The sequence below is a fragment of the Streptomyces sp. NPDC004752 genome, assembly GCF_053601275.1.
Genome location: NZ_JBSGBN010000146.1, coordinates 1 through 25363, shown reverse-complemented (window position 1 = coordinate 25363; position 25363 = coordinate 1). Strand labels below are relative to the sequence as shown.

The 25363-nt window shown below is 71.1% G+C and carries 22 protein-coding genes and 2 pseudogenes; 17 read left to right on the top strand and 7 right to left on the bottom strand.

Translation table 11 applies throughout. The annotated features are described in order from the left end of the window. The first annotated feature begins 120 nt into the window (after window positions 1–120). On the top strand, window positions 121–942 hold the full coding sequence (locus ACWEKM_RS39125; RefSeq protein ID WP_451626054.1) for a serine hydrolase domain-containing protein: 822 nt from the start codon (window positions 121–123) through the stop codon (window positions 940–942). A gap of 178 nt (window positions 943–1120) precedes the next feature. Here the strand turns inward: ACWEKM_RS39125 and ACWEKM_RS39120 are convergent, their stop codons facing one another. Beyond that, window positions 1121–1774 carry a pirin family protein gene (locus ACWEKM_RS39120; RefSeq protein ID WP_451626055.1) on the bottom strand — a complete coding sequence of 218 codons (654 nt, stop codon included), beginning with the start codon at window positions 1772–1774 and terminating at the stop codon, window positions 1121–1123. 322 nt (window positions 1775–2096) lie between these two features. Between ACWEKM_RS39120 and fasR the strand changes: the two genes are divergently transcribed. The 5 genes from fasR (at window position 2097) to fabF (ending at window position 7055) form a co-directional block, all read left to right on the top strand. Further along, on the top strand, window positions 2097–3302 hold the full coding sequence (fasR, locus tag ACWEKM_RS39115) for a fatty acid biosynthesis transcriptional regulator FasR (RefSeq protein ID WP_451626053.1): 1206 nt from the start codon (window positions 2097–2099) through the stop codon (window positions 3300–3302). Window positions 3303–3391: 89 nt separating this feature from the next. Continuing rightward, window positions 3392–4309 (top strand): ACP S-malonyltransferase, encoded by a 918-nt coding sequence (locus tag ACWEKM_RS39110; protein WP_451626052.1) that lies wholly within the window; start codon window positions 3392–3394, stop codon window positions 4307–4309. 15 nt (window positions 4310–4324) lie between these two features. Then, the gene (locus tag ACWEKM_RS39105; RefSeq protein ID WP_451626051.1) at window positions 4325–5356 is read left to right on the top strand and encodes a beta-ketoacyl-ACP synthase 3; all 1032 of its coding nucleotides are present in this window, start codon (window positions 4325–4327) and stop codon (window positions 5354–5356) included. Between the two features lie 103 nt (window positions 5357–5459). Next, window positions 5460–5708 (top strand): acyl carrier protein, encoded by a 249-nt coding sequence (locus ACWEKM_RS39100; RefSeq protein WP_451626050.1) that lies wholly within the window; start codon window positions 5460–5462, stop codon window positions 5706–5708. Window positions 5709–5792: 84 nt separating this feature from the next. Further along, the gene (fabF, locus tag ACWEKM_RS39095; protein WP_451626049.1) at window positions 5793–7055 is read left to right on the top strand and encodes a beta-ketoacyl-ACP synthase II; all 1263 of its coding nucleotides are present in this window, start codon (window positions 5793–5795) and stop codon (window positions 7053–7055) included. 356 nt (window positions 7056–7411) lie between these two features. On the opposite strand, the gene ACWEKM_RS39090 is transcribed toward fabF, so the two are convergent. Beyond that, window positions 7412–7906 (bottom strand): DUF3145 domain-containing protein, encoded by a 495-nt coding sequence (locus ACWEKM_RS39090; RefSeq protein WP_330340336.1) that lies wholly within the window; start codon window positions 7904–7906, stop codon window positions 7412–7414. Window positions 7907–8211: 305 nt separating this feature from the next. Between ACWEKM_RS39090 and ACWEKM_RS39085 the strand changes: the two genes are divergently transcribed. The 3 genes and pseudogenes from ACWEKM_RS39085 to ACWEKM_RS39075 all read left to right on the top strand — a co-directional run. Then, window positions 8212–9090, top strand: coding sequence for an SGNH/GDSL hydrolase family protein (locus ACWEKM_RS39085; protein ID WP_451626048.1), 879 nt, complete (start codon window positions 8212–8214; stop codon window positions 9088–9090). A 15-nt stretch (window positions 9091–9105) separates the two neighbouring features. After that, entirely contained in the window at window positions 9106–10080 is a 975-nt protein-coding gene (locus ACWEKM_RS39080; protein WP_451626047.1) for an aldose epimerase family protein, read from the top strand. 126 nt (window positions 10081–10206) lie between these two features. Next, window positions 10207–10659: pseudogene (locus tag ACWEKM_RS39075) on the top strand (pyroglutamyl peptidase); the annotation flags it as partial. On the opposite strand, the gene ACWEKM_RS39070 reads toward ACWEKM_RS39075, so the two are convergent. Both ACWEKM_RS39070 and ACWEKM_RS39065 read right to left on the bottom strand, forming a co-directional pair. Next, on the bottom strand, window positions 10649–11524 hold the full coding sequence (locus tag ACWEKM_RS39070; RefSeq protein ID WP_451626046.1) for an EI24 domain-containing protein: 876 nt from the start codon (window positions 11522–11524) through the stop codon (window positions 10649–10651). The pseudogene ACWEKM_RS39075 and the gene ACWEKM_RS39070 sit on opposite strands and share 11 nt — an antisense overlap. A gap of 96 nt (window positions 11525–11620) precedes the next feature. Further along, window positions 11621–12109 (bottom strand): MarR family winged helix-turn-helix transcriptional regulator, encoded by a 489-nt coding sequence (locus tag ACWEKM_RS39065; protein ID WP_451626045.1) that lies wholly within the window; start codon window positions 12107–12109, stop codon window positions 11621–11623. Window positions 12110–12198: 89 nt separating this feature from the next. On the opposite strand from ACWEKM_RS39065, the gene ACWEKM_RS39060 reads away from it, so the two are divergent. Then, window positions 12199–13197 (top strand): NADP-dependent oxidoreductase, encoded by a 999-nt coding sequence (locus ACWEKM_RS39060; protein ID WP_451626044.1) that lies wholly within the window; start codon window positions 12199–12201, stop codon window positions 13195–13197. 154 nt (window positions 13198–13351) lie between these two features. Here ACWEKM_RS39060 and ACWEKM_RS39055 read toward each other — a convergent pair whose 3' ends face one another. The 3 genes and pseudogenes from ACWEKM_RS39055 to ACWEKM_RS39045 all read right to left on the bottom strand — a co-directional run bounded on the left by ACWEKM_RS39055 (window position 13352) and on the right by ACWEKM_RS39045 (window position 16327). Beyond that, complete coding sequence (locus ACWEKM_RS39055) at window positions 13352–14509, bottom strand: serine hydrolase domain-containing protein (RefSeq protein WP_451626043.1); 1158 nt, start codon at window positions 14507–14509, stop codon at window positions 13352–13354. Further along, window positions 14506–14843 (bottom strand): annotated as a pseudogene (locus ACWEKM_RS39050) (hypothetical protein); the annotation flags it as partial. The pseudogene ACWEKM_RS39050 and the gene ACWEKM_RS39055, both read right to left, overlap by 4 nt. A 533-nt stretch (window positions 14844–15376) precedes the next feature. Next, entirely contained in the window at window positions 15377–16327 is a 951-nt protein-coding gene (locus ACWEKM_RS39045) for an SCO2400 family protein (protein ID WP_451626042.1), read from the bottom strand. Window positions 16328–16533: 206 nt separating this feature from the next. On the opposite strand from ACWEKM_RS39045, the gene ACWEKM_RS39040 reads away from it, so the two are divergent. The 7 genes from ACWEKM_RS39040 to ACWEKM_RS39010 form a co-directional block, all read left to right on the top strand. Continuing rightward, complete coding sequence (locus tag ACWEKM_RS39040; protein WP_451626041.1) at window positions 16534–17691, top strand: mandelate racemase/muconate lactonizing enzyme family protein; 1158 nt, start codon at window positions 16534–16536, stop codon at window positions 17689–17691. After that, complete coding sequence (locus ACWEKM_RS39035) at window positions 17688–18692, top strand: zinc-dependent alcohol dehydrogenase (RefSeq protein WP_451626040.1); 1005 nt, start codon at window positions 17688–17690, stop codon at window positions 18690–18692. The genes ACWEKM_RS39040 and ACWEKM_RS39035 overlap by 4 nt, the downstream gene beginning before the upstream one ends. Window positions 18693–18875: 183 nt before the next feature. Next, the gene (locus tag ACWEKM_RS39030) at window positions 18876–19853 is read left to right on the top strand and encodes a hypothetical protein (protein WP_451626039.1); all 978 of its coding nucleotides are present in this window, start codon (window positions 18876–18878) and stop codon (window positions 19851–19853) included. 117 nt (window positions 19854–19970) lie between these two features. Then, window positions 19971–21080 (top strand): multiple monosaccharide ABC transporter substrate-binding protein, encoded by a 1110-nt coding sequence (chvE, locus tag ACWEKM_RS39025; RefSeq protein ID WP_451626038.1) that lies wholly within the window; start codon window positions 19971–19973, stop codon window positions 21078–21080. A gap of 60 nt (window positions 21081–21140) precedes the next feature. Next, the gene (gene mmsA / locus ACWEKM_RS39020; RefSeq protein ID WP_451626037.1) at window positions 21141–22700 is read left to right on the top strand and encodes a multiple monosaccharide ABC transporter ATP-binding protein; all 1560 of its coding nucleotides are present in this window, start codon (window positions 21141–21143) and stop codon (window positions 22698–22700) included. After that, window positions 22697–23956 (top strand): multiple monosaccharide ABC transporter permease, encoded by a 1260-nt coding sequence (gene mmsB, locus ACWEKM_RS39015; protein ID WP_451626036.1) that lies wholly within the window; start codon window positions 22697–22699, stop codon window positions 23954–23956. Before mmsA ends, mmsB begins: the two co-directional genes overlap by 4 nt. A gap of 182 nt (window positions 23957–24138) precedes the next feature. Beyond that, a partial coding sequence (locus ACWEKM_RS39010) for a pyridoxal phosphate-dependent aminotransferase (RefSeq protein WP_451626035.1) occupies window positions 24139–25363 on the top strand: 1225 nt, incomplete at its 3' end.

Genomic DNA, 25363 nt, shown 5'->3' with positions numbered 1-25363 from the left:
AGCTACCAGGGCGTTTCGGCAACGCCGCGTGGGGGCACCTCCCGGCCGAAGGCTGGGGGAGTGCGTGCCAGGCGTCGCACGCCGGGCGCCCATTCTGTTCGGAGCTCTAAGCTCGGCGGCATGACGTTGCGGAGTCTTGCGTTGATAGAGAGCTGGCCGGTGCCGACCGCGGCGGCGGGTGTGGTGCGGGCCGACGGTGTGGTGCCGGGGACCCATGGGCCGGTCGGGCTGCGCTTCCCGCTGGCCTCGGTCACCAAGCCGCTCGCGGCGTACGCGGCGCTCGTCGCGTACGAGGAGGGGGCGATCGAACTCGACGAACCGGCGGGCCCGCCCGGCTCGACGGTCCGTCATCTGCTCGCCCACACCTCCGGGTTGGCCTTCGACGAGCATCGGGTGACCGCACCGGCCGGGGCGCGGCGGCTGTACTCCAACGCCGGCTTCGAACAGCTCGGCGACCATATCGCCAAGGCGACCGACATCCCGTTCGCCGAGTATCTGCGGCAGGCGGTGCTGGAGCCGCTGGGCATGACGGACACCTCGCTGGAGGGCTCGCCCGCGAAGGACGGGGTGTCGACGGTGGCGGACCTGCTGCGGTTCGCGGCGGAGGTGCAGGCGCCCCGGCTGCTGGATCCGCGGACGGTCGCGCAGGCGATGACCGTGCAGTACCCGGGTACCAAGGGCGTCCTGCCGGGGTACGGACACCAGAACCCGAACGACTGGGGGCTCGGCTTCGAGATACGGGACGCCAAGTCGCCGCACTGGACGGGCGGTTCGTCCTCCCCGCGCACCTTCGGGCACTTCGGGCAGTCCGGTACGTTCCTGTGGATCGACCCGGACGCCCGGGCGGCGGGCGTCGCACTGACCGACCGCGCCTTCGGCCCCTGGGCGGTCGAGGCGTGGCCGGTGTTCACCGACGCGGTGCTCTCGGAACTACGCGACTGAGCCCCACCGGGGCGGACCACTTTCCGGCGGGCCAAGCATGGGCTGAGCAGGTCCGGCGAAGCCCGCTGCGGTCCGACAGCGCCCCGACGCCAAAGGGGCGCGGGGAAGTCGCGACCAGCCACAACGGCGCCACAGCCGAACGAACGACGGCACATCGCGGCCCTACCCAGCGGAGCGCTCACGCCCCCATCTCCCACAGCAGCAGCTCCGCCGCCGTCACCCCCACCGCCGCCAGATCCCGCGCGTCCGTGAGACGGGCCGAGTCGCCCGGTTCCAGCCGCTCCCCCGCCAACCGGACCTCTCCGCGCACCACATGGAGGTACACATACGCGGCGTCCGGCACCGCCGTGCGCTCCGTGGGCAGCAGCCGTCGTACGTGCAGCATCGCGCGGGCCCCGGGGAGGGCGTACGGGGTGGAGTCGGCGATGCCCCGGACGATCTCGTAGGCGGGGGCGCCGCCGGGGTCCGACGGGGCCAGCCACATCTGGACGAAGGTCAGCGGCACCGGGCCGTCGTTGCGCTCGACATGGCGGACGCCGGTGGCGGAGCTGAGGCGCTGGACATCGCCCGGACCCACCACCGTCCGGTGGCCCGTCGAGTCACGGTGGGTCAGCTCGCCCTCGACGACCCAGGTGACGATCTCGGTGTGGCTGTGCGGATGCTCGTCGAAACCGGCGCCGGGGGCGAGCCGCTCCTCGTTGCACGCGACGAGCGCGCCGAAGCGGAGGTTGTCGGGGTCGTAGTGCGGACCGAAGGAGAAGGCATGCCGGGAGTCGATCCCGGCCCGCGCGTCCCCACCCGGATAACGCTCACCAGCGCGCCTGACGTCCATCACACCCCCACGGTAGCCCCGCCCCCAAAGAAGCACGGAACTGCATCGACACCCGACGCCACCGCGGAACGCGCCCCGCCCCGATAGCGATAGGGGCGCGGGGAACTGCGCAACCAGCCCACCACCACCCGCACCCGGCAACGCCCCAAATCCACAAACAACCCACCCCCATAGGAGCGCGGGGAACTGCGCGATCAACCCACCACCACCCGCACCCCGGCAACGGCCGAAACCACCCCCCACCGACCGGCCGTCCGCGCAAGGCGCCGCCGCTGAGCGCCCCGGCGACACGCAACCGTCCGGATGAGGCAGTCTTGTCACCGTGCCCGAACCCGAATCCCGCAAGCCCGAACCCGCAGCGCACGGCGTCCACCCGCACTCCGCGACCCTGCGGCGGCTGGAGAAGTCGTCCGGCAGCCTCGCCGCCCAGGCCATCGCCCGGATGGACGAGACACTGCCGTGGTACCGGGCCATGCCCCCGGAGAACCGATCCTGGATCGGGCTCGTGGCCCAGGCCGGTATCGCCGCGTTCACCGAGTGGTTCCGGCACCCGGACGCCCCGCAGGCCATCTCCACCGATGTCTTCGGCACCGCGCCACGCGAGCTGACCCGGGCCATCACACTGCGTCAGACCGTCGAGATGGTGCGGACCACCATCGAGGTCATGGAGTCGGCCATCGACGAGGTGGCCGCGCCCGGCGACGAGGCCGTGCTGCGCGAGGCGCTGCTCGTGTACGCCCGTGAGATCGCCTTCGCCACCGCCCAGGTGTACGCGCAGGCGGCCGAGGCCCGCGGCGCCTGGGACGCGCGGCTCGAATCCCTGGTGGTCAACGCCGTGCTCAGCGGGGAGGCCGACGAGGGCGCCGTCAGCCGGGCCGCCGCGCTCGGCTGGAACTCCCCCGAGCACGTGTGTGTCGTGCTCGGGACCGCGCCGGACGGGGACAGCGAACTGACCGTGGAGGCCATTCGGCGGGCCGCCCGGCACGCCAAGCTCCAGGTGCTCACCGGGGTACTCGGGGACCGGCTGGTCGTGATCGCCGGTGGCAGCGACAACCCGCTGGCCGTCGCCAAGTCGCTGATCGGCCCGTTCGCCGCGGGCCCCGTCGTGGCCGGGCCCGTGGTGCCCGATCTGCTGGCCGCGACCCGGTCCGCGCAGGCCGCCGCGGCGGGCCTGAAGGCATGTTCCGCCTGGCAGGACGCACCGCGCCCGGTCCTGGCGGACGATTTGCTTCCGGAGCGCGCCATCGCGGGTGATCCGAGCGCCCGCGAGCAGCTGGTGGAGGAGATCTACAGACCGCTCGAAGAGGCCGGCTCGGCCCTGTTGGAAACCTTGAGTGTCTATCTGGAGCAGGCGAGCAGCCTGGAGGGCGCCGCACGCATGCTGTTCGTTCACCCGAATACCGTGCGCTACCGGCTCCGACGTGTGACAGACGTCACCGGTTGGTCACCGTCCGATGTACGATCCGCGTTCACGCTGCGGATCGCGCTGATCCTGGGGCGTCTGGCCGATGGAGATCTTCAGCTCTAGCCTTTTGTCGGAGACCTACAAAACCCCCTCGCGTTCTTCGTCCTTGTCCCCACGGGCGGCCCCGGCCGTCCCCAAGAGAGAGTGTGAGAGTGCTCGTACTCGTCGCTCCCGGCCAGGGCTCCCAGACGCCCGGCTTCCTGACTCCCTGGCTCGAACTCCCCGGTGCCGCGGACCGCGTCGCCGCGTGGTCCGACGCCATCGGACTGGACCTGCTCCACTACGGCACCCAGGCCGACGCGGACGCCATCCGCGACACCGCGGTGGCCCAGCCGCTGCTGGTCGCCGCCGGGATTCTGTCCGCCGCGGCACTGGGTGACATCTCGCCCGGCGCCGTCGCCGGACACAGCGTCGGCGAGATCACGGCGGCCGCGTACGCCGGTGTGCTGGACGACACCGCCGCGCTGATCCTCGTGCGCAGGCGCGGGCTGGCGATGGCGGACGCCGCCGCGATCACCGCGACGGGCATGTCCGCGCTGCTCGGCGGCGACCCCGAGGTGTCCGTGGCACATCTGGAGAAGCTGGGTCTGACCGCGGCGAACATCAACGGCGCGGGTCAGATCGTCGCCGCGGGCACACTGGAGCAACTGGCCGCGCTGGCCGAGGACAAGCCCGAGGGCGTTCGCAAGGTCGTCCCGCTCAAGGTGGCCGGCGCCTTCCACACCCGTCATATGGCGCCGGCGGTCGAGGCGCTGGCGAAGGCCGCCGTGGACCTCGCGCCCGCCGACCCGAAGGTCGCCTACATCTCCAACAAGGACGGCCGGGCCGTCGCCGCCGGCACCGAGGTGCTGGACCGGCTGGTCGGCCAGGTCGCCAACCCGGTCCGCTGGGACCTGTGCATGGAGACGTTCAAGGAGCTGGGCGTCACCGCGCTGCTGGAGGTGTGCCCCGGCGGCACGCTGACCGGCCTGGCCAAGCGCGCCCTGCCCGGTGTCCGGACGCTGGCCCTGAAGACCCCCGACGACCTCGACGCGGCCCGGGAGCTGGTCTCCGAGCACGCGCCCGCCTAAGGAGCCGTACCGACCATGTCGAAGATCAAGCCCAGCAAGGGCGCCCCGTACGCGCGCATCCTCGGTGTCGGCGGCTACCGCCCGACCCGGGTCGTGCCCAACGAGGTGATCCTGGAGCGGATCGAGTCCTCCGACGAGTGGATCCGTTCGCGCTCCGGCATCGAGAGCCGGCACTGGGCGGGCCCGGACGAGACGGTCGCCGCGATGTCGATCGAGGCCGCCGGCAAGGCGATCGCGGACTCGGGGATCTCCGCCGAGCAGATCGGCGCCGTCGTCGTGTCGACCGTCTCGCACTTCAGCCAGACCCCGGCCGTGGCCACCGAGATCGCCGACAAGCTGGGCACGGACCGGGCCGCCGCCTTCGACATCTCGGCGGGCTGCGCCGGCTTCGGTTACGGCCTCACCCTCGCCAAGGGCATGGTCGTCGAGGGTTCGGCGGAGTACGTGCTGGTCATCGGCGTCGAGCGGCTCTCCGACCTGACCGACCTGGAGGACCGGGCGACGGCCTTCCTGTTCGGTGACGGCGCGGGTGCCGTAGTGGTCGGCCCCTCGCAGGAACCCGCGATCGGCCCGACCGTGTGGGGCTCCGAGGGCGACAAGGCCGATACGATCAGGCAGACCGTGCCCTGGAACCGCTTCCGGATCGGCGATGTCTCCGAACTCCCCCTCGACAGCGAGGGCAACGTCAAGTTCCCCGCGATCACCCAGGAAGGCCAGGCGGTGTTCCGCTGGGCCGTGTTCGAGATGGCGAAGGTCGCTCAGCAGGCGCTGGACGCGGCCGGGATCACCCCGGACGACCTGGACGTCTTCATCCCGCACCAGGCCAATGTGCGGATCATCGACTCGATGGTGAAGACCCTCAAACTGCCGGAGCATGTCACGGTCGCCCGTGACATCCGCACCACCGGCAACACGTCGGCCGCCTCGATCCCGCTCGCGATGGAGCGGCTCCTGGCGACCGGCGAGGCGAAGAGCGGCGACACCGCGCTCGTCATCGGATTCGGGGCGGGTCTCGTCTACGCCGCCACGGTCGTTACCCTCCCCTAGGCACTCCGTGCCGGATCATGCATCCGGTACGGCTCAGCAACACCTGCCGCTGACGCGGCGGGCGCCACCAACCCGTCTGGATATCGAAGAAGGAGCGCCTGACATGGCCGCCACTCAGGAAGAGATCGTCGCCGGTCTCGCCGACATCGTGAACGAGATCGCCGGCATCCCGGTTGAGGACGTCCAGCTGGACAAGTCCTTCACCGACGACCTGGACGTCGACTCGCTGTCCATGGTCGAGGTCGTCGTCGCCGCCGAAGAGCGCTTCGACGTCAAGATCCCGGACGAGGACGTCAAGAACCTCAAGTCCGTCGGCGACGCGACCGACTACATCCTCAAGCACCAGGGCTGAGTCAGCCCCCAGGCCCGAGGCCGTAATGCCCCGCCACCCGGCGGTGGCGCCGTTGAATCCCGCATCCGTTGGAGAAGAATTCCCGTGAGCCCGACCAATCGCACCGTGGTCGTCACCGGTATCGGCGCAACCACACCGCTGGGTGGCGACGCAGCCTCTACCTGGAAGGCCCTGGTCGCCGGCACGTCCGGCGTCTCCCTGCTCAAGCAGGACTGGGCCGCCGACCTGCCGGTCCGTATCGCCGCACAGATCGCCGTCGAACCGGGCGAGATCATCCCCCGCCCGCAGGCCCGCAAGCTGGACCGGTCCGCGCAGTTCGCGCTGATCGCCGCTCAGGAAGCCTGGAAGGACGCCGGTTTCACCGCCAGGGCCGGTACGGACTCGTCCGTGAACCCCGACCGGCTGGGTGCGGTCATCGCCTCCGGCATCGGCGGTGTGACCACGCTCCTCGACCAGTACGACGTGCTCAAGGAGAAGGGCGTACGCCGTGTCTCCCCGCACACCGTGCCGATGCTGATGCCCAACTCCCCCGCCGCCAACGTCGGGATCGAGCTGGGTGCCCGCGCCGGGGTGCACACCCCGGTCTCGGCCTGCGCCTCGGGCGCGGAGGCCATCGGCTACGCCATCGAGATGATCCGCACCGGCCGCGCCGACATCGTCGTCGCGGGTGGCACGGAGGCGGCCCTCCATCCGCTGCCCATCGTCGCGTTCGGCAACATGATGGCGATGTCCAAGAACAACGACGACCCGCAGGGCGCCTCGCGTCCCTACGACGCCGGCCGGGACGGCTTCGTCCTCGGCGAGGGTTCCGGCGTGATCGTCCTGGAGTCCGAGGAGCACGCGAAGGCCCGCGGCGCCCGGATCTACGCCGAGGCGATCGGCCAGGGCATCTCCGCGGACAGCCACCACATCACGCAGCCCGAGCCGTCCGGCAACGGCATCGCGCACGCGCTGCAGAACCTGCTCGACAACAACGACCTGAAGCCGGCCGAGATCATGCACGTCAACGCGCATGCCACCTCGACCCCGCAGGGCGACATCGCCGAGATCAAGGCGCTGCGGAAGGTGTTCGGCGATGACGTCGACCACATGGCGATCTCCGCGACCAAGTCGATGACCGGTCATCTGCTCGGCGGCGCCGGCGGCATCGAGACCGTCGCCTCGGTGCTCGCGCTGGTCAACCGGACGGCGCCGCCCACCATCAACCTCGACGACCCCGACCCGGAACTCGCCGCGGACGTGGTCCGCGGGGAGGCGCGACAGCTTCCCGAGGGCCGGATCGCCGTGCTGAACAACTCGTTCGGGTTCGGCGGGCACAACGTGGTGCTGGCGTTCCGGACGGTCTGACAGTTTGACGGTCTGACGCCGACCGTAACGGCGAATGGCCCGGCCTCCTGAACTGGAGGCCGGGCCATTCGCCGTTGGGGGTTCGGTTGTGCCGCCGGGTGCGGGTGCGTGGGGGCTGATCGCTCCCCCAAGTTCTCGGCTTCGCTCGAACAGGGGGGACCCCCATCGCGGCGGAGCCGCATATGGACACAGCCCCGCGCCCCTATGGAAACGCGCCGTTCATGGGTCTGGAGCATTGCCGGGTGCGGGATTGTGGGGGCTGGTCGCTCCCCCAAGTTCTCGGATTCGCTCGAACAGGGGGACCCCCATCGCGGCGGAGCCGCATATGAACACAGCCGCGCGTCCTCTGCGGGGTGCTATACCACCTGGTGGAGCCAGCGGACCGGGGCGCCCTCGCCTGCGTATCTGAAGGGTTCCAGCTCGTCGTCCCAGGGCTTGCCGAGCAGCTTGGCGATCTCCGCCTCCAGGTCCGTCTCGCCGCGCTGAGACCGCGTCAGCGCGGCGCGCAGCCGGTCCTCGGGGATCAGGATGTCGCCGTGGATGCCGGTGACGGCGTGGAAGATGCCGAGGTCGGGGGTGCAGCTGTAGCGCTCGCCCTCGGCCGTGGGGCAGGGTTCGGCGGTGACTTCGAAGCGCAACAGGTGCCAGCCGCGCAGCGCGGACGCCAACTTGGAGGCGGTGCCGGCCTCGCCCTGCCAGGAGAACTCCGAGCGCCAGGTGCCGGGGGCGGCGGGCTGCCGGATCCAGTCGAGGCTGACGCGGGTGCCGAGCACCCCGGCGACGGCCCACTCGACGTGCGGGCACAGCGCGCGCGGCGCGGAGTGCACGTACAGAACTCCACGTGTCGTCACCGGGACCTCCGGGCTGAGCGGGACAGGGTGCGGACTGGCTGGGCGGCTGTGACGCGACGGCCGCGTTGATGGCGAGGCTACCGTGCGGCGACGGGCGGAGTGTGACGTACCGTCCGTCCCGGCGCCAGGAAACCCCGCCATTCACCCAGGGGGACGCTTGTACGGGTGTGAGACGTTGCATGCCGCCCGCCGGGAACCCTCGCGCGTTGTTATGGGTTGGGGACCACGACGGCACTACGGACCACGACCGACCACAACGGGCCATGACGGCACGCCGACGGCACGACAAGGGGATGGACCAGGGCATGCGAAACCGACGCCGGCGTTCACGAGCCGCCCTCGCCGTCGTGCTGGCGGCGGTGCTGGGCGCCGTGGGGTGCGAGGCCGCGGGCGACAAGTCCCCGGCGCCGGGCGGCACCAAGGCGCGGGCGGCCCTGGTGTGGAACCGCAACCCCGCCTCGATCGCCGCCGTCGGTGACTCCATCACCCGCGGCTTCGACGCGTGCACGGTGCTGTCGGACTGTCCCGAGGTGTCCTGGGCGACCGGCACCAGCTCCCAACTGGACAGCCTGGCAGTCCGGCTGCTGGGGCGGACCCGGGCGGCCGAGAGCAGTTGGAACTACGCGGTGACCGGCGCCCGGGTGCGTGACCTCGCCGACCAGATGACGCAGGCGGTGACGCGCGCGCCCGAGTTGGTGACGGTGATGATCGGGGCCAACGACGCCTGCCGGGCCACGACCTCGGCGATGACCTCGGTGACCCGCTTCCGTGAGGGGTTCGAGGAGGCGATGGCGACGCTGCGCGCTGCGCTGCCGAAGACGCAGGTGTACGTGGCGAGCGTGCCGAACCTCAAACGGCTGTGGTCGCAGGGCCGGACCAACCCGCTCGGCAGACAGGTGTGGAAGCTGGGCATCTGCCCGTCGATGCTGAGCGACGCGGACGCCCTGGACACGGCGGCCACGAAGCGCCGGGACAAGGTGCAGGACCGGGTGGAGGCATACAACTCGGTGCTGGAGGAGGTGTGCGTCAAGGACCGGCGGTGCCGCTTCGACGGGGGCGCCGTCTTCGACTACGACTTCACCACCGAGCAGCTCAGCCACTGGGACTGGTTCCATCCGAGCAAGGACGGTCAGCAGCGGCTCGCGACGATCGCCTACCGGACCGTCACGGCGCTGAACCCTTGACCTAGGGTTTCCCACATGAGCGAACGCTTCGGCACACTTTCCGACGGCGCCCGGGTCCACCGCTGGACGCTGGAGCGCGCCGGGGTGCGGGTGCGGATCCTGACGTACGGCGGGATCGTGCAGTCCGTGGAGGTCCCGGACCGGGACGGACGTACGGCGAACGTCGTGCTGGGGTTCGCCGCCCTCGACGGCTATGTCGCCCATCCGGAGCCGTTCGTCGGCGCCGTGGTCGGCCGCTACGCCAACCGGATCGCGGGCGCCCGATTCCCGCTGGACGGCATGGTCTACGCGCTGGAGCCGAACAACGGCCCCAACTCCCTGCACGGCGGGGAGCGCGGCTTCGACAAGCGGGTGTGGGACGCGGAGCCGGTCGAGCACGGCGTGCGTCTGACGCGTGTGAGCCCGCACGGCGAGCAGGGCTTCCCGGGCCGTCTGGAGGTCGCGGTGACCTACGCGCTGGACGCGTCCGGCGCGCTGCGGATCGGGTACGAGGCGGTGACCGACGCGCCGACCCTGGTCAACCTGACCAACCACAGCTACTTCAACCTGGCCGGCGGCGGCAACGCGGGCGGACACGAACTGCGGCTCGCCGCCTCCCGGTTCACCCCGGTCGACGCGGATCTGATCCCGACCGGGGCGCTCAAGGACGTGACGGGCACCCGGTTCGACTTCCGCACGGCGCGCAAGGTCGGCGCCGGCTACGACCACAACCTGGTCCTCGACAAGGGCGTCACGGACACCCCGGTCGAGGTGGGCGAGCTGCACGACCCGGCGTCCGGGCGGCTGTTGACCGTGGCGACGACCGAGCCGGGCATCCAGCTGTACACCGCCGACCACCTGGGCGATCCCTTCGCTCCGGGTGACGGGGTGGCGCTGGAGACCCAGCATTTCCCGGACTCCCCGAACCGCCCGGACTTCCCGAGCACCGAGCTGAGGCCGGGCGCGACGTACCGGTCGGAGACGGTGTACGGGTTCGGGGTCCGGGGTTAGCCCCCGGGTCGGCCGACGAGCCTCGGTACGGGGGTCGCGATCGAGAGGGCGGCGGGGCCCGCGTGCGTGGAGACGGCGTGGGGAGACGGGCGTGCTCCCGGTGCGCCGGCAGGACTTCGCGGACCGGACGGTGAAGTGGAGCGGGCCCTGCGGCCGTATCCGTCGGCGGTGGACCCGTTCGCGACGGTGAGCCAGGCCGGGCAGGGCGGTCGGGTGGGGCGGCCGGGTGGGGCGCTTCGACGCGGGGCGCCCCGATCGACGTGGAGCGCTCCAACAGCGCCTGGCGGGGCCGGTTTCCGGTCACCGAGCCGACGAGCCGGGCGCAGTGGACGGCGACTACGACACCACGACGGTCACCGAGACCCCGGCGGGCGGCACGGATCCCGTCGTACGGCCGGACGGTCCGACACTCGGCTCGACGGCCTGGGCCGGGGCGGCGGCGACCACCCGTCCGACGAGATCGCCTACCGTGCGACGCCGGTGCCGGAGTTCGGCGACGGGAACGGATCGGTCAGGTGTGGGATCGGTCAGGTGCGGGTGGTCCTGACGGTGGCGGCGGGGGCGGTGCTCAAGGGGTGACCTGGGTCCGCCCGGACCCGGCCGCGTCGTGCGGGGTGCGCGGGGCGTGCGCGGCGCCGTCCGAGTCCTCGGCGTCTTCGGCGTCACCGGCGTCTTCGGCGTCCGCGGCGCCTTCTGTGATCTCCTCGCCGCGCAGGTCCCGGGCGAGGAGCGTCGCGCCGGCGACCGCGCCCGGCATCAGGAACACCGCGACGAACGGCACCAGGAAGGCCAGGCCGAGGGGGGTGCCGAAGCCCCAGACCAGCAGCTTGCGGGAGCGGAGCAGGGCGAGGCGCTCGCGGAGTTCGACGCCGCGGCGCTGGAGGGCGACCGCGGCGAGTTCCTCGGTGAGGAAGAACCCGGTGACGAAGAAGCCGATCACCGGGACGACCGTCTGGCCGACGACGGGGACGAAGCCGAGGGCGAACAGCAGAATGCCCCAGACGGCGGCCCGGACCAGGATGCGCAGGCTGTCGCGGGCCGAGACCCACAGGTCGCGCCAGAGGGGCAGGCCGGACTGGGGGGCGGTGCCGTCGGGCGACACGTCCCGGTCCACCGCCTCGGAGATGCTCTCGTAGAAGGGCTGGCCGACCAGGAGGGTGACCGCGGTGAAGGTCAGCACGGACAGCAGCAGGCCGAGGGCGAAGAGCACGGCGGTGAGGAGGCCGCGGAACAGGCCCTGCCACGGGCTCGACCAGTCGTCGGCGAAGGGAGTGGCCCAGGCGACGAAGTCCCCGCCCCAGACCGCGAGCGTGACCAGGGCCGCCGCGTAGAGGACGAGGGTGATCAGGCCGGGCAGCAGCCCGAACCCGAACTGCCTGCCGTGTCGGCCCACCCACCGCTGGCCCTTGAGGAGATAACCGAAACCCACCCCGAGATCACGCATACCCGAACCCTACCGACCCCCTCCCCCGGCACGCGCGGGCACAGCGGGAAGCGGTCTCCGTCCCGCGGACCGCGCCGACCCCGTCGGTGGGGGGCGTCAGGCGGTGTCCGCCTGTGCCATCCGGCGCAACAGGTCGCGGAGCGCTTGGCGTTCCTCGGTGGTGAGGGCCGCCAGGGGTTCGCGGGCGAAGCGGAGGCCGTCGCGGAGGTCGCGGGCGACCCGGCGGCCCTCGTCCGTGGCCGCCGCGAGTTTCACCCGGCGATCGGCCGGGTCGGGGCGGCGCTCGGCCAGTCCGCGGGCCTCCAGCCGGTCCACGATCCCGGTGATGTTCGACGGCTCGCACTTCAGCCGCTGCGCCAGCCTCCGCATCGGCAGCGGCTCCAGTGACAGCAGGCTCAGCAGCCGCGCCTGCGGCCCGGTCAGGGCGTGCTCGCCCGCCGCCGCCTCGTAGTCGGCGTAGAAGCGGGCCACGACATCCCCGATGAGCTCGACGACCTCCAGGGTCAAGGCGTCGGGGCGAGGGGCCTTCGATGGATTCGATGGATTGGATGGATTCGCTGGAGGGGCCTGCGACGGGGTGGGCATGTCCTTCAAGGTAACCCGGTTACTTGACATCATGAAATATTCAGGCGCACGATTGTTTCAGCTTCTGAAGTAAATGGAAAGGCCCTGTCATGGTCAACCGCGAATGGCACCTGCTCAGCCGCCCGGTCGGCTGGCCGAAGCCCGAGGACTTCGACCTGGTCGAGACGGAGATCCCGACGCCGGGCAAGGGTCAGGTGCTGGTGCGGAACGTGTACCTCTCCGTCGACCCGTACATGCGCGGCAGGATGAGCGCCGCCAAGTCGTATGCCGAGCCGTACCGGCTGGGCGCGGTCATGTTGGGCGGCGCGGTCGGCGAGGTCGTCGCCTCGCAGGCCGACGGGATCGCCGTCGGCGACCATGTGCTGCACCACTTCGGCTGGCGCGAGTACGCCGCCGTGGACGCGGCGCGGACCGTGCGGGTCGACCCCGGGGCCGCGCCGCTCTCCGCCTACCTCGGCGTTCTTGGCATGACCGGACTCACCGCCTACGCCGGGCTGCTGCGCACCGCCGCGTTCAAGGAGGGCGACGCCGTGTTCGTCTCCGGCGCGGCCGGCGCCGTGGGCAGTCAGGTGGGGCAGCTCGCCCGGCTCAAGGGGGCCTCGCGGGTCATCGGCTCGGCGGGCTCCGACGAGAAGGTGCGGCTGCTGGTCGAGGAGTACGGCTTCGACGCCGCCTTCAACTACCGCAACGGCCCGGTGGCCGAGCAGCTAGGGACCGCCGCCCCCGACGGCATCGACGTGTACTTCGACAACGTCGGCGGCGAGCACCTGGAGGCCGCCGTCGGCGCGCTCAACCTGCGCGGCCGGATCGCGATCTGCGGGATGATCTCCGTCTACAACAACACCGAACCGGCCCCCGGCCCGCGGAACCTGGCCCGCCTCATCGCGACCCGCGGCCGGATCGAGGGCTTCCTGGTCGGCGACCACTACGACCTCCAGCCGCAGTTCGTCCAGGAGGTCGGGCCGTGGGTCGCCGGCGGGCGGCTGAAGTACCGCGAGACCGTCGTGCAGGGCATCGAGAACAGTCTGGACGCCTTCCTCGGCGTGCTGCGTGGCGACAACACCGGGAAGATGCTCGTCAAGCTCTGACACCGTGACGCCCGCAGGACACCCGCAGGACACCCGCAGGACGCCGGTCGTCGCACATCACGGAGGCCGCACCCATGGACGTGGGGGCGGCCTCCGGGCGTGCGGTGCGGCCTCTGGGTGTGGGGTGCGGCCTCTGGCCGTCCGGGCGCGCCGGTCAGCGCGCCAGGGCCGCCGTGTGTACGGCCCTGGCCAGCCGGTCGTTCTCCGGTGCCGCCCCGCCCGGGAAGGCGCACCGGCGGCGGGTGTAGCCGTAGGCGAGACCGCTGCGCGGGTCCGCGAACGCCTGGCAGCCGCCCGCACCGCTGTGCCCGACCGCCCCGACGCCCAGGAACGGGTGCCAGGTGTCGGCGGTCGCCTGGAAGCCCAGCCCGTACGCCTTGTGGCCGCGGGCCACCAGGTCATAGCCCACGGAGTGGAACTGCCCGAACTCCGCCACCGTGTCCGGCTTCAGCAGCTGCGCCTGCTCGGCCAGCTCGCTGATCATCGCCGCGTACAGCCCCGCGAGCCCACGCGCGGAGGCGACGCCGCCGACCGAGGCGGGGCCCTTGGCGCGGATCACCCGGTGGTTCGGCAGGGTCGCCAGGTCGGTCGGCTCCGCGCCGTGCCGGTTGAACGCGATGGCCTGCAGCGTGTGCGGCGGGCTCAACAGCGCGTCCAGCAGCTCCCGTTGCTCGGGGGTCGGCAGCATCGGCTGCGCCGGGCGGTAGCGCGACTCCCGGGCGGCGGGCAGCCCGAGGTGGAAGTCCAGGCCGTACGGGGCGCGGACCCGTTCCTCGTACAGGTCCTGGAGGGTCCGGCCGGTGGCCCGCCGCGCCACCTCGCCGGTCAGCGCGCCGATGACCAGGGCGTGATAGCCGAAGGCCACGCCGGGCCGCCAGAACGGCCGCTGGTCGGCGAGCCGTTCGGCGATCGCCCGGTCGTCGGCCAGCTCCGCCAGGGTGAACCCGGAATCGGTGCCGACCAGCCCCGCCCGGTGCGCGAGCAGGTCGCGCAGGGTCAGGGCGCCCTTGCCCTCGGCGGCGAACTCGGGCCAGTAGTAGGTGACTTTGCGGTCCAGCTCCAGGGTGCCGTCCTGGACGAGCAGCGCCACCACGAGGTGTGCCGCGCCCTTGGTGGCCGAGTACACGCCGTACAGGGAGTCCCCGTCGGTCCCCTCGCCCGCCCACAGGTCGACGACCCGCCGTCCGTGCACATACGCGCACAACTGCCCTTCGTAGTCCGGGGGTTCCCCGGCGGCGAATGCGGTGAACTCCTCGCGCACCGCCTCGAAACCGTCGGCGACCGTGCCGTGGACGGTGATCTGCTGCGTCATCCGCTCTCCTCGACTGAAGTGCCGCTCACCGCTCCCACGGCGAACAATGCCCTTGCCAGCTGGGCGAATTCCCCCTTCGGATGGTTCCGGAAGAGGGGTTCGGTGCCGAACGGCACGGCGTGCGGGCCGCTCACCACCGATGCCCGTCCCGCCGGTGCGTCCGTTCCACCGCCGCATCCGTCCCGGGGCCGTGCCCGGCCCGCCGCCGCATCCGTTCCGCCGGTGCGTCCGGCCCGCCGGTGCCGTCGCGCAGCGCCCGCCGGTGTCTGGAGACCAGCGGGTTTCCGGCCGCGTAGGACTGATCGCCCCGCACGCCCGGCCGGAGGCCGGTGAACCGGAGCGACCGGCGCCGGCGGGGGCGGGGGCGGCCAGGGTGGTCGGGGCGGCCAGAGGGACGGCGGCGATCAGAACGGGGCTCGGGGGAACGGCTCTTGCGGTGGGGCGCACGCGTACCTCCTCGGTGGTTCCTGAGATCGGTACGGCGAGATGTACCTGTCCGACTCAACAGCGACAAGGAGGTGTCGGTGTCACCGATGCCCCGGATGGCCGATCCGGGACCGCCCGCACGGGGCATGCCGGGACCGGGTGTACGGGCGGGAGCAGCACCGGCCACCCGCCCAACACGGGCAGTCCGCCCACCGGCCCGGGACCCGAGCTGCCGCCGCCGGGGCGGTGATGCGGGGCCGGCCGACATCAGGGCCGGGGGCGGTACGGCGGACCGGGTCGGGTCGGGTCGGGTGCACCATCGCAGGAAGCGGTCGCAGGTGCGGGTCGGCAACGGTTCAAGGGCCGGAGGCAGCATCCCTCTCTCCCCCAACACCGGTAGCCCGTAAGCCGGTTCGGGGCTGATGACGCGGCCGGGTCGGATCAGGTGCACCACCAGAGGACGCGGTTGCATGTGTGGGGCGGGGACGGTGCGGGGGCCGGGGCGGAGGGGGCGGGGGCTCCGGGCGGGGTGCTCCCCGGGTCGCGCGTCGGCGTCGCGGCGGGCGCCTGCGACGTCCCGTCCGCGCCGCTGTCCGACGCTTCGTCCGGGGCGCCCCGGGTGCTGCCGTCCGGGGAGTTGGACGCCTTGTCCTGCGCGGACTTGGACGCCGACGGGGACGCGGAGGCGTCCGGTGCGGCCGCGGCGTCCGCGCCCACGGTGGCCGTACCGCCGCTCGCGGGCCGGGCCGACCCGTCCGGGTCCGCGCTCGCGGTGCCGCCATCCGCCGACTTTTCCTCGGCCGCCCTGGGCCGCGGGACGGAGAACGGGGCGTCCGTGCCGAGTTCGGCGAGGCTCAGGCCGCCGGCCGCCAGCACGAAGCCGACGGTGATCAGCAGGATCCGTCGGCGGCGGCGCCTGCGGTGCGCCGCCGCCTTGCGGTCGCGACGGCCGGTGTCTCCCGCGGCCGGTCCCTCGACCATCGCTCCCCGCGCCCGGCCGCGACCACGGCCGCGCGCCTGCTCCCGGCGCCGTACCGCCCGTCCGCCCGGCTCGCCGCCCTCGCCCTCATGGCCGTCATGGCCCTCGCGGACTTCGCGGCCCTCATGATCGTCGTGACGCTCATGACCTTCGTTGCGCTCGTGGTCCCCACAGCCGTCGTAGCCCTCGTAGCCGTCAGGGCCCTCGTAGCCGTCACGGCCGCCGTCGATGTCATCGGCCGCATGAGTGGCATCGATGACGACGGCCCCGGGGGCGGTGCCATCCGTGTCGTGGTGGCCGTCGCGCGCACCGCCGGCCCACGCACCGCCAGCCCACGCACCGAGAGATGTGCCGCACCCCGGGCAGGCGAGGGCGCCGTTGAGGTGCCGTCGGCACGGGTGGCAGTAGTCCATGACGCCGGAAGACTAGGTTCCGCACAGGTCACGTTCCCGGGAGCGACTGTGAATGTTCTGTGGGAGGCCGACAGAGCCGTCGAAGGACTTGCCGAAACCGTTACCTGTTCGCCCCATTGACACCCCCGCCGCCCCGTCCTTACTGTCACGCCAGCATTTCGAACGCGTGACGAAATCTCGAACAGGACAGCTGAGGGGTAACTGCCTTGCGCATCACCGGAATCAGCACGCATGTGGTCGGGACGCCGTGGCGCAATCTGACCTACCTCCAGGTGCACACCGACGAAGGGCTCACCGGAGTCGGCGAGACCCGGATGCTCGGTCGCACCGACGCGCTGCTCGGCTATCTGCGCGAGGCCGAGGCCAACCACATTCTCGGCTCGGACCCGTTCGCCGTCGAGGACCTTGTGCGCCGCATGAAGTACGGCGACTACGGCCGGGCCGGTGAGATCGTCATGTCCGGGATCGCGGTGGTCGAGATGGCCTGCTGGGACATCAAGGGCAAGGCGCTGGGAGTCCCGGTGTGGCAACTGCTCGGCGGCAAGGTGACCGACCGGGTCAAGGCGTACGCCAACGGCTGGTACACCACCGAGCGCACGCCGGATGCCTACCACAAGGCCGCGCAGGAGGTCATGGCGCGCGGCTACCGGGCCCTGAAGATCGACCCGTTCGGCACCGGTCACTTCGAACTCGACCAGGCGCAGACCCGCTACGCCGTCTCCCTCATCGAGGCCGTACGCGATGCCATCGGCCCGGAGACCGAGCTGATGCTGGAGATGCACGGCCGCTTCTCCCCCGCCACCGCGGTCCGACTGGCCGGGGAGCTGGCCCCGTTCAGGCCGGCCTGGCTGGAGGAGCCGGTGCCTCCGGAGAACCTGAAGGCGCTGCGGAAGGTGGCCGAGAAGGTGGACCTGCCGGTCGCCACCGGCGAGCGGATCCACGACCGGATCGAGTTCCACGAGCTGTTCGAGAGCCAGGCCGCCGACATCATCCAGCCGGACGTCGGCCACCTCGGCGGCATCTGGGAGACCCGCAAGCTGGCCGCGACCGCCGAGACCCACTACGTCCTCGTCGCCCCGCACAACGTCGGCGGCTCGGTGCTGACCGCGGCGAGTCTCCAAGTCGGCTTCGCCACCCCCAACTTCAAGATCCTTGAGCACTTCAATGACTTCGCCGACGCGGAGATCAAGAAGGTGGTCAAGGGTGCGCCCGAGGTCGTCGACGGCTACTTCCAGCTGTCCGAAGCGCCCGGCCTCGGCGTGGAGCTGGACGTCGACGCGGCGGCCGAGTTCCCGCAGCAGCAGGCCCGGTTCGACCTGTGGGCCGAGGGCTGGGAGCAGCGCAGGCCGAAGGACACGAAGTGAGTGCGCAGGTCGTCGTCGAGGCGCCGGGCGGGCACCGGGTCGAGGAGCACACGCCCCGCCCGCCCGGGCCCGGCGAGGCGCTGGTCGCCGTGCACGCGGTGGGCATCTGCGGCAGCGACCGGGAGGTGTACCAGGGCAACCGGCCCGCGGGGTACGTCCGTTACCCGCTGACCCCCGGCCACGAATGGTCCGGAACCGTGCGGGCGGTGGGCGCCGGGGTGCCGACGGCGCTGGCCGGCCGCAAGGTCGTAGGCGAGGGCTTCCGCAACTGCCAGGTGTGCGACCGCTGCCACGCGGGCGAGACCACCCTGTGCACCGCGGGCTACGAGGAGACCGGCTTCACCCAGCCGGGCGCCATGGCGGCCACCCTCACCCTGCCGGCCCGGCTGCTGCACGTCCTGCCGGACACCGCCGACCTGACCGCGGCGGCGCTCCTGGAGCCGGCCGCCTGTGTGGCCGCTGCCACGCTCAGGGTCGGCGCCCGGCCGGGCGAGCGGGTCGCGGTGGTCGGCACGGGAACGCTCGGGATGTTCGCCGTGCAGTTCCTGCGGGCGGTCTCGCCGGCGGAGCTGCTGGTGGTCGGCACGGGGCGGGACCGGGAGCCGCTGGCCCGGCAGTTCGGCGCCACCGGCTTCCGTACGAAGGACGAGCGGCTCCCCGACGACTTCGACGTCGTCGTGGAGACCGCCGGGTCCGCGTCCGCCGCGCGCACCGCCGCCGCGCTGCTCAGGCGCGGCGGACGCCTGGTCCTGACCGGCATCCCGGCGCCGGGTGCCGACGGCCTCGACCCGACCGACCTGGTGGTGCGGCAGTTGGAGGTGCACACCGTCTTCGGGGCGCCGCCGGACGCCTGGGCGCACACGGTGCGGATGTTCGGGGCCGGGCTGCTCGACCCGCTGCCGCTGGTCACGCACGAGTTGCCGTTGACCGGTTTCCCGCAGGCCATCGAGCTGGTGGGGGCCGGCGATCCGAAGGTGGGCAAGGTGCTGCTCCGTCCTTAGCCGTATGCCGGTCCCGGCGTGACCAATCGGGCGCCGGTCCCGGCGTACCCCCCGGCCCCTTGCCCCCATCCCCTTGCCCTCAGCCCCTTACTCCCGGTCTCTTTCCCCCGGCCTCTTGCCCCGGCCCTCTGCACGCCCTGAGTCGCGAACCTTGTCCGATATATCGAACGCTAAGGACGGCTTGTGATCGACGTTTCCGCAACGGCAGCCCGCAGGCCCGGTGAGCAGGCCCTCGCCGCCCTCGGCCTGGCCGCGCCCGCCCTCGACCCCGCCGACGCGTCCCCCCACAGCTTCCCCGGCGGCGGTCGCTGGCGCACCGAGATCCCCTCGTGCGAGGGTCCCGAGGCGCTGGCGGTCGTCCTCAAGGAGGCTTCGCGGCTCGACGTACCGATCCACCGCATCAGCCAGGGCAGCGGCGTGTGGATGCTGACCGACGCCGAGATCACCGAGATGGTCGAGGCCACCGCCGAACGCGCCATCGAACTCTGCCTGTTCACCGGCCCACGCGGCACCTGGGACATCGGCGGCTCGGTGCGCTCCGGCTCGGGCGGCGCGGGACTGCGCGCCCGTGGCCACGACGCGGTCGCCGGCTGTGTCGAGGACGCCGTCCGGGCCACCGGGCTGGGCGTCACCTGCCTGCTGGTCGCCGACGAGGGCGTGCTGTGGACGCTGCACCGGGCGCGCACCGCCGGGATCATCCCCGCCGACACCACGCTCAAGGTGTCCGCGCTCGTCGGGCCGGTGAACCCGGCGTCGTACGCGGTCTTCGAGCGGCTGGGCGCCGACTCGGTCAACGTGCCCAGTGATCTGACGCTCGATCATCTCACCGAGATCCGCCGGGTGTCCGCCGCGCCCATGGACATGTACGTCGAGGCGCCCGACGACCTCGGCGGCTATGTGCGGATGTACGAGGTCGCCGAGCTGATCCGGCGCGGCGCACCGCTCTATCTGAAGTTCGGCCTGTCCAGGGCCCCCGGCATCTACCCGTGGGGCGCTCATCTGCGGGACGTGGCCCTGGACACCGCCCGGGAGCGGGTGCGGCGCGGCCGGCTCGCCCTCGACCTGCTCGCCCGGCACGGCGCGGACGGCGCGATGGCGCCGCTCGGCTCCCGACTGCCGGGGCTTCTTCAGCGGTTCCCGACCGATGGTGCCACCGGATGACCGATCGGGGCTGTGGGCCGTCTGTGGCTGGTCGCGCCGTTCCCCGCGCCCCTTACGGGGCGCTTCACCGACCTCGCTCAAACATCTCAACGACGAGAAGAACAGGGGCCGATCACCATGCGCACTCATAAAAGCGCCCTCATCCTCATAGCCGGCGCCGCGTCCCTCGCCCTCGCCCTGTCCGCCTGCGGGCAGAACAGCGAGGGTGGCAGCAAGAAGGAGGACAAGGACAGCGCCAAGGGCGGCACCATCGGCATCGCCATGCCCACCAAGTCCTCCGAACGCTGGATCGCCGACGGTGCCAACGTTGTCAAGAACCTCAAGGCCAAGGGCTACCGGACCAAGCTGGTCTACGGCGAGGACGACCCCGACCAGCAGGTCTCGCAGATCGAGAACCTGATCACGCAGGGCGTCAAGGGCCTGATCATCGCGGCCATCGACAACAAGTCGCTGAACAACGTGCTCCAGCAGGCCGCGGACGCCAAGATCCCGGTCGTCTCCTACGACCGGCTGATCCTCGGCACACGGAACGTCGACTACTACGCGTCCTTCGACAACACCAAGGTCGGCGAGCTCCAGGCCGGCTTCATCGTGGACAAGCTGGGCCTGAAGGACGGCAAGGGCCCGTTCAATATCGAGCTGTTCGCCGGTTCCAACGACGACAACAACACCAAGTACTTCTTCAACGGCGCGATGAGCGTGCTCCAGCCGTACATCGACGACAAGAAGCTGGTCGTCAGGTCCGGCCAGACCAAGCTCACCCAGGTGACCACGCTGCGCTGGGACGGCACCACCGCGCAGAAGCGCATGGAGGACCTGCTCACCTCCTCCTACCGGAGTGGCCGGGTCGACGCGGTGCTCTCGCCCTACGACGGCATCTCCATCGGTGTCATCTCCGCGCTGAGGTCCGACGGTTACGGCTCCTCCGGCAAGCCGCTGCCGGTCGTCACCGGCCAGGACGCCGAGCTGGCGTCGGTGAAGTCGATCATCGCGGGCGAGCAGACGCAGACCGTCTACAAGGACATCCGGCAGCTCGCCAAGGTCGCCACGACCATGGTCGACGACCTGCTGAACGGCAAGAAGCCCGAGGTCAACGACACCAAGACCTACGACAACGGCACCAAGGTCGTGCCCGCCTATCTGCTCCAGCCGGTGAGCGTCGACAAGACCAACTACACCAAGGAACTCGTCGACACCGGCTACTACACGGCGGGTGAACTCAATTAGTCCCCCCACCGGTTCACCCACGGAATGAAACGGACTGAAACGGACTGAAAGGGCACAACCATGGCGGGACCCGTCCTGGAAATGCGCTCGATCGTCAAGACCTTTCCCGGCGTCACGGCGCTGTCGGACGTCACCCTCACCGTCCGCCTGGGCGAGGTCCACGCCATCTGCGGGGAGAACGGCGCCGGGAAGTCGACCCTGATGAAGGTGCTCTCCGGCGTGCATCCGCACGGCAGTTACGAGGGCGAGATCCTCTTCGAGGGCGAGATGTGCGCCTTCAGGGACATCCGGGCCAGCGAGCGGCGCGGCATCGTGATCATCCATCAGGAGCTGGCACTGGTGCCGTTCCTGTCCCTCGCCGAGAACATCTTCCTCGGCAATGAACACGCCTCGCGCGGGTTCATCGACTGGCGGGACACCCTGCGGCACGCCACCGAGGTGCTGCGCCGGGTCGGTCTGACCGACCACCCCGAGACCCGGATCGCCGACATCGGCGTGGGCAAGCAGCAGCTCGTGGAGATCGCCAAGGCGCTCTCGAAGCAGGTGAAGCTGCTTATCCTGGACGAGCCGACGGCGGCGTTGAACGACGAGGACAGCGGCAAACTCCTCGATCTCATACTGGAGTTGAAGAACCAGGGCATCACCTCGGTCATCATCTCCCACAAGCTGGGCGAGATCCGCCGGGTCGCCGACTCGGTGACGATCCTGCGCGACGGCCGGTCCATCGAGACCCTCGATGTGAAGGTGCCCGGGACCACCGAGGACCGGATCATCTCCGGCATGGTCGGCCGCGGCCTCGACCACCGCTTCCCCGACCGCACCCCGTACCCGGGCGAGCCGGACGCGGCACCGGCGCTGGAGATCCGCGACTGGACCGTGCGCCACCCGATCGACCGGCAGCGCAAGGTGGTCGACGATGTGTCGATCCAGGTGCGGCGCGGGGAGATCGTCGGCATCGCCGGCCTGATGGGCGCGGGCCGCACCGAGCTGGCGATGAGCGTCTTCGGGCGTACCTACGGCCGGCACGCGGGCGGCACGGTCCTCAAGGACGGCGCGGAGATCCGCACCAGGACGGTCGCCGAGGCGGTCCGGCACGGCATCGCCTACGTCACCGAGGACCGCAAGCACTACGGCCTCAACCTCCTCGACACCATCAACCGGAACATCTCGCTGACCGCGCTGCACAAGGTCGCCAGGCGGGGCGTGGTCGACGAGCACGAGGAGCGGCAGGTCGCCGAGGGCTTCCGCACGTCCATGAACATCAAGGCGCCGACCGTCTTCGAACCGGTCGGCAAGCTGTCCGGCGGCAACCAGCAGAAGGTCGTCCTCAGCAAATGGATCTTCGCTGGTCCGGACGTGCTGATCCTGGACGAGCCCACGCGCGGCATCGACGTGGGCGCCAAGTACGAGATCTACACGGTCATCGACCGGCTCGCCGCCGAGGGCAAGGCGGTCGTCTTCATCTCCTCCGAGCTGCCCGAACTGCTCGGCATGTGCGACCGGATCTACACCATGGCCGCCGGGCGGCTCACCGGTGAGGTGCCGCGGGCCGAGGCCACGCAGGAAGTGCTGATGCGCCGGATGACGAAGGACACCCAGGACAAAGAGGTGACCCGATGAGCACGGATGTGACCGACAAGCTCCCGGCCGCGCCCCCCCCCCGCCAGGGCGGGGGGGGGGCCGGGGGCGCGGCCGCCCGGGGGGGGCGGCTCCCGCAGATGGTGAACGGTCGGCGCCCCCAAAATCGCCAGTACGGCATGCTGATCGCGCTCGGCCTGATCGTGGTCCTGTTCCAGGTGTGGACCGGCGGCGACCTGCTGCTGCCGCGCAACGTCTCCAACCTGGTGCTGCAGAACAGCTACATCCTGATCCTCGCCATCGGCATGATGCTGGTGATCATCGCGGGCCATATCGATCTGTCGGTCGGCTCGCTCACCGCGTTCGTGGGCGCGTTCGCGGCCGTGCTCATGGTGCAGCACGGTGTGGCCTGGCCCGTCGCCCTGGTGCTGTGCCTGCTGGTGGGCGCGGTGGCCGGTTCGGTCCAGGGCTTACTGATCGCGTATCTCGGCATACCGTCGTTCATCGTGACGCTGGCGGGCATGCTGCTCTTCCGCGGTCTGACGGAGATCTTCCTGAAGGGCCAGACCCTCGGCCCGTTCCCGGACGGCCTGCAGAAGCTCGGCAACGGCTTCCTGCCGGAGGCCGGCCCGCACACCAACTACCACAATCTCACCCTGCTGTTGGGCCTCGCGCTGCTGGCCTTCGTGATCTACCAGGAGGTGCGGGACCGGGGGCGCCAGCAGGAGTTCTCGCTGGACGTGCTGCCGCGCAACGCGTTCCTGCTGAAGCTGGTCGCGATCGCCGCGGCGATCCTCGCGGTCACCCTGCTGCTCGCCAGCTACCAGGGCGCCCCGATCATCCTGATCGTCCTCGGCGTGCTGGTCGTGGGCTACGGCTATGTGATGCGCAACGCCGTCTTCGGCCGCCACATCTACGCGATCGGCGGCAACCTGCCGGCGGCGAAGCTGTCCGGCGTCAAGGACAAGAAGGTCACCTTCTACGTCTTCCTGAACATGGGCGTGCTCGCGGCCCTGGCGGGTCTGGTGGTCGCCGCCCGGCTGAACGCGGCCTCGCCGAAGGCCGGCCTGAACTTCGAACTGGAGGCCATCGCCTCGTCGTTCATCGGCGGCGCGTCCATGAGCGGCGGTGTCGGCACCGTACTCGGCGCGATCATCGGCGGTCTCGTCCTCGGCGTGCTGAACAACGGCATGAACCTGCTGAGCGTCGGCACCGACTGGCAGCAGGTCATCAAGGGCCTCGCCCTGCTCGCGGCGGTCGGCTTCGACGTATGGAACAAGCGCAAGTCCGGTTCATGAGCGAGAGAGCGAGAGCGGGAGTGAGTGAGCCGAAGGCAGTCACGCGAACACATTTCTTTCACATGAGGTGAACGGCGGCACCGCCGTCTCCGTATCCAAGGGTGGCCCGTGCTCCCCCGCGCGGGCCACCCACAGACGACGAGCCCGGTCGTCCCCGCGGGCTCGTCTCATACGGAGGTTCCATGGCCGACAACGTCACCTCGTTGTTCCGCAGCACAGCGGCACACAGCCCGTCGATGGCGGCGCTGACGCGGGAGGGCGGCGACGGGGCCGGGCCGGTGGACTTCTGTATTCCCTGCAACCCCTACTTCCCCACCCCGGCGATGTTCGAGGAACTGGCGGGCCGGTTGCGGGACATCATCACGTACTACCCGAGCAGCGCCGACACCATCACCGCCGAGCTGTGCAGCCTCCTCCAACTGCCGCCGCAGTGCGTGGCGATGGGCAACGGCTCCACGGAACTCATCACCTGGATCGACCATCTGCTGGTCCGCGAGTCCCTGGCCATCCCGGTCCCCACGTTCGGCCGCTGGACCGACCAGCCGATGGAGACCGGCAAGCGGGTCGACATGTTCCCGCTCCAGGAATCCGGCGGTTTCGCCCTGGACCTCGCGCAGTACGCGGAGTTCATCCGGGCGCGCGGCACCCGGGCCGCGGTCATCTGCAATCCCAACAACCCCGACGGCGGCTTTCTGCACCGGCACGCGATCGTGCAGTTCATGGACGCCATGGCCGACCTGGACCTGGTGGTGATCGACGAGTCGTTCCTCGAATTCGCCGACGCCGAGGCCGAACCGAGCGTCGTCCAGGAGGCGATGCTGCGCCCCAACGTGGTGGTGCTGCGCAGCCTCGGCAAGAACTTCGGCCTGCACGGCATACGTTTCGGCTACCTGGTGGCGAACCCGGCGCTCGCGGGCCGGATCCGCTCGATGCTGCCGAAGTGGAACCTCAACTCCTTCGCTGAGCATGTGGTGTTCATGCTGAAGGAGCACGGCGCCGAGTACGCGCAGAGCCTGCTCCAGGTGCGCCGGGACCGACTGGAAATGGCGAGCCGACTCTCCGCCCTGCCGGGTCTCACCGTCTATCCCTCCCAGGGCAACTTCCTCTTCGTACGCCTGCCGGTCGGCGCCGAGGGCACCATGGTCCGGGACCGGATGCTCACCGAGCACCGGATCCTGGTCCGCGAGTGCGGCAACAAGATCGGTTCGTCCAGCCGCTTCCTGCGGCTCGTGGTGCGCCCCCAGGTCGACGTCCGTCGCCTGGTGTCCGGCCTGGAGTCGGTGCTCTACGGGTCCGGGAGGGGAGCCGCCGTGCCCCAGCGGGGCGTAGGGGCCACCAAAAACTCGGGCCCCGGGGGGGGGGGACCGCGGGGGTGGGAGACCCAAAGGGGCGGGCAGCCCCCCCGTT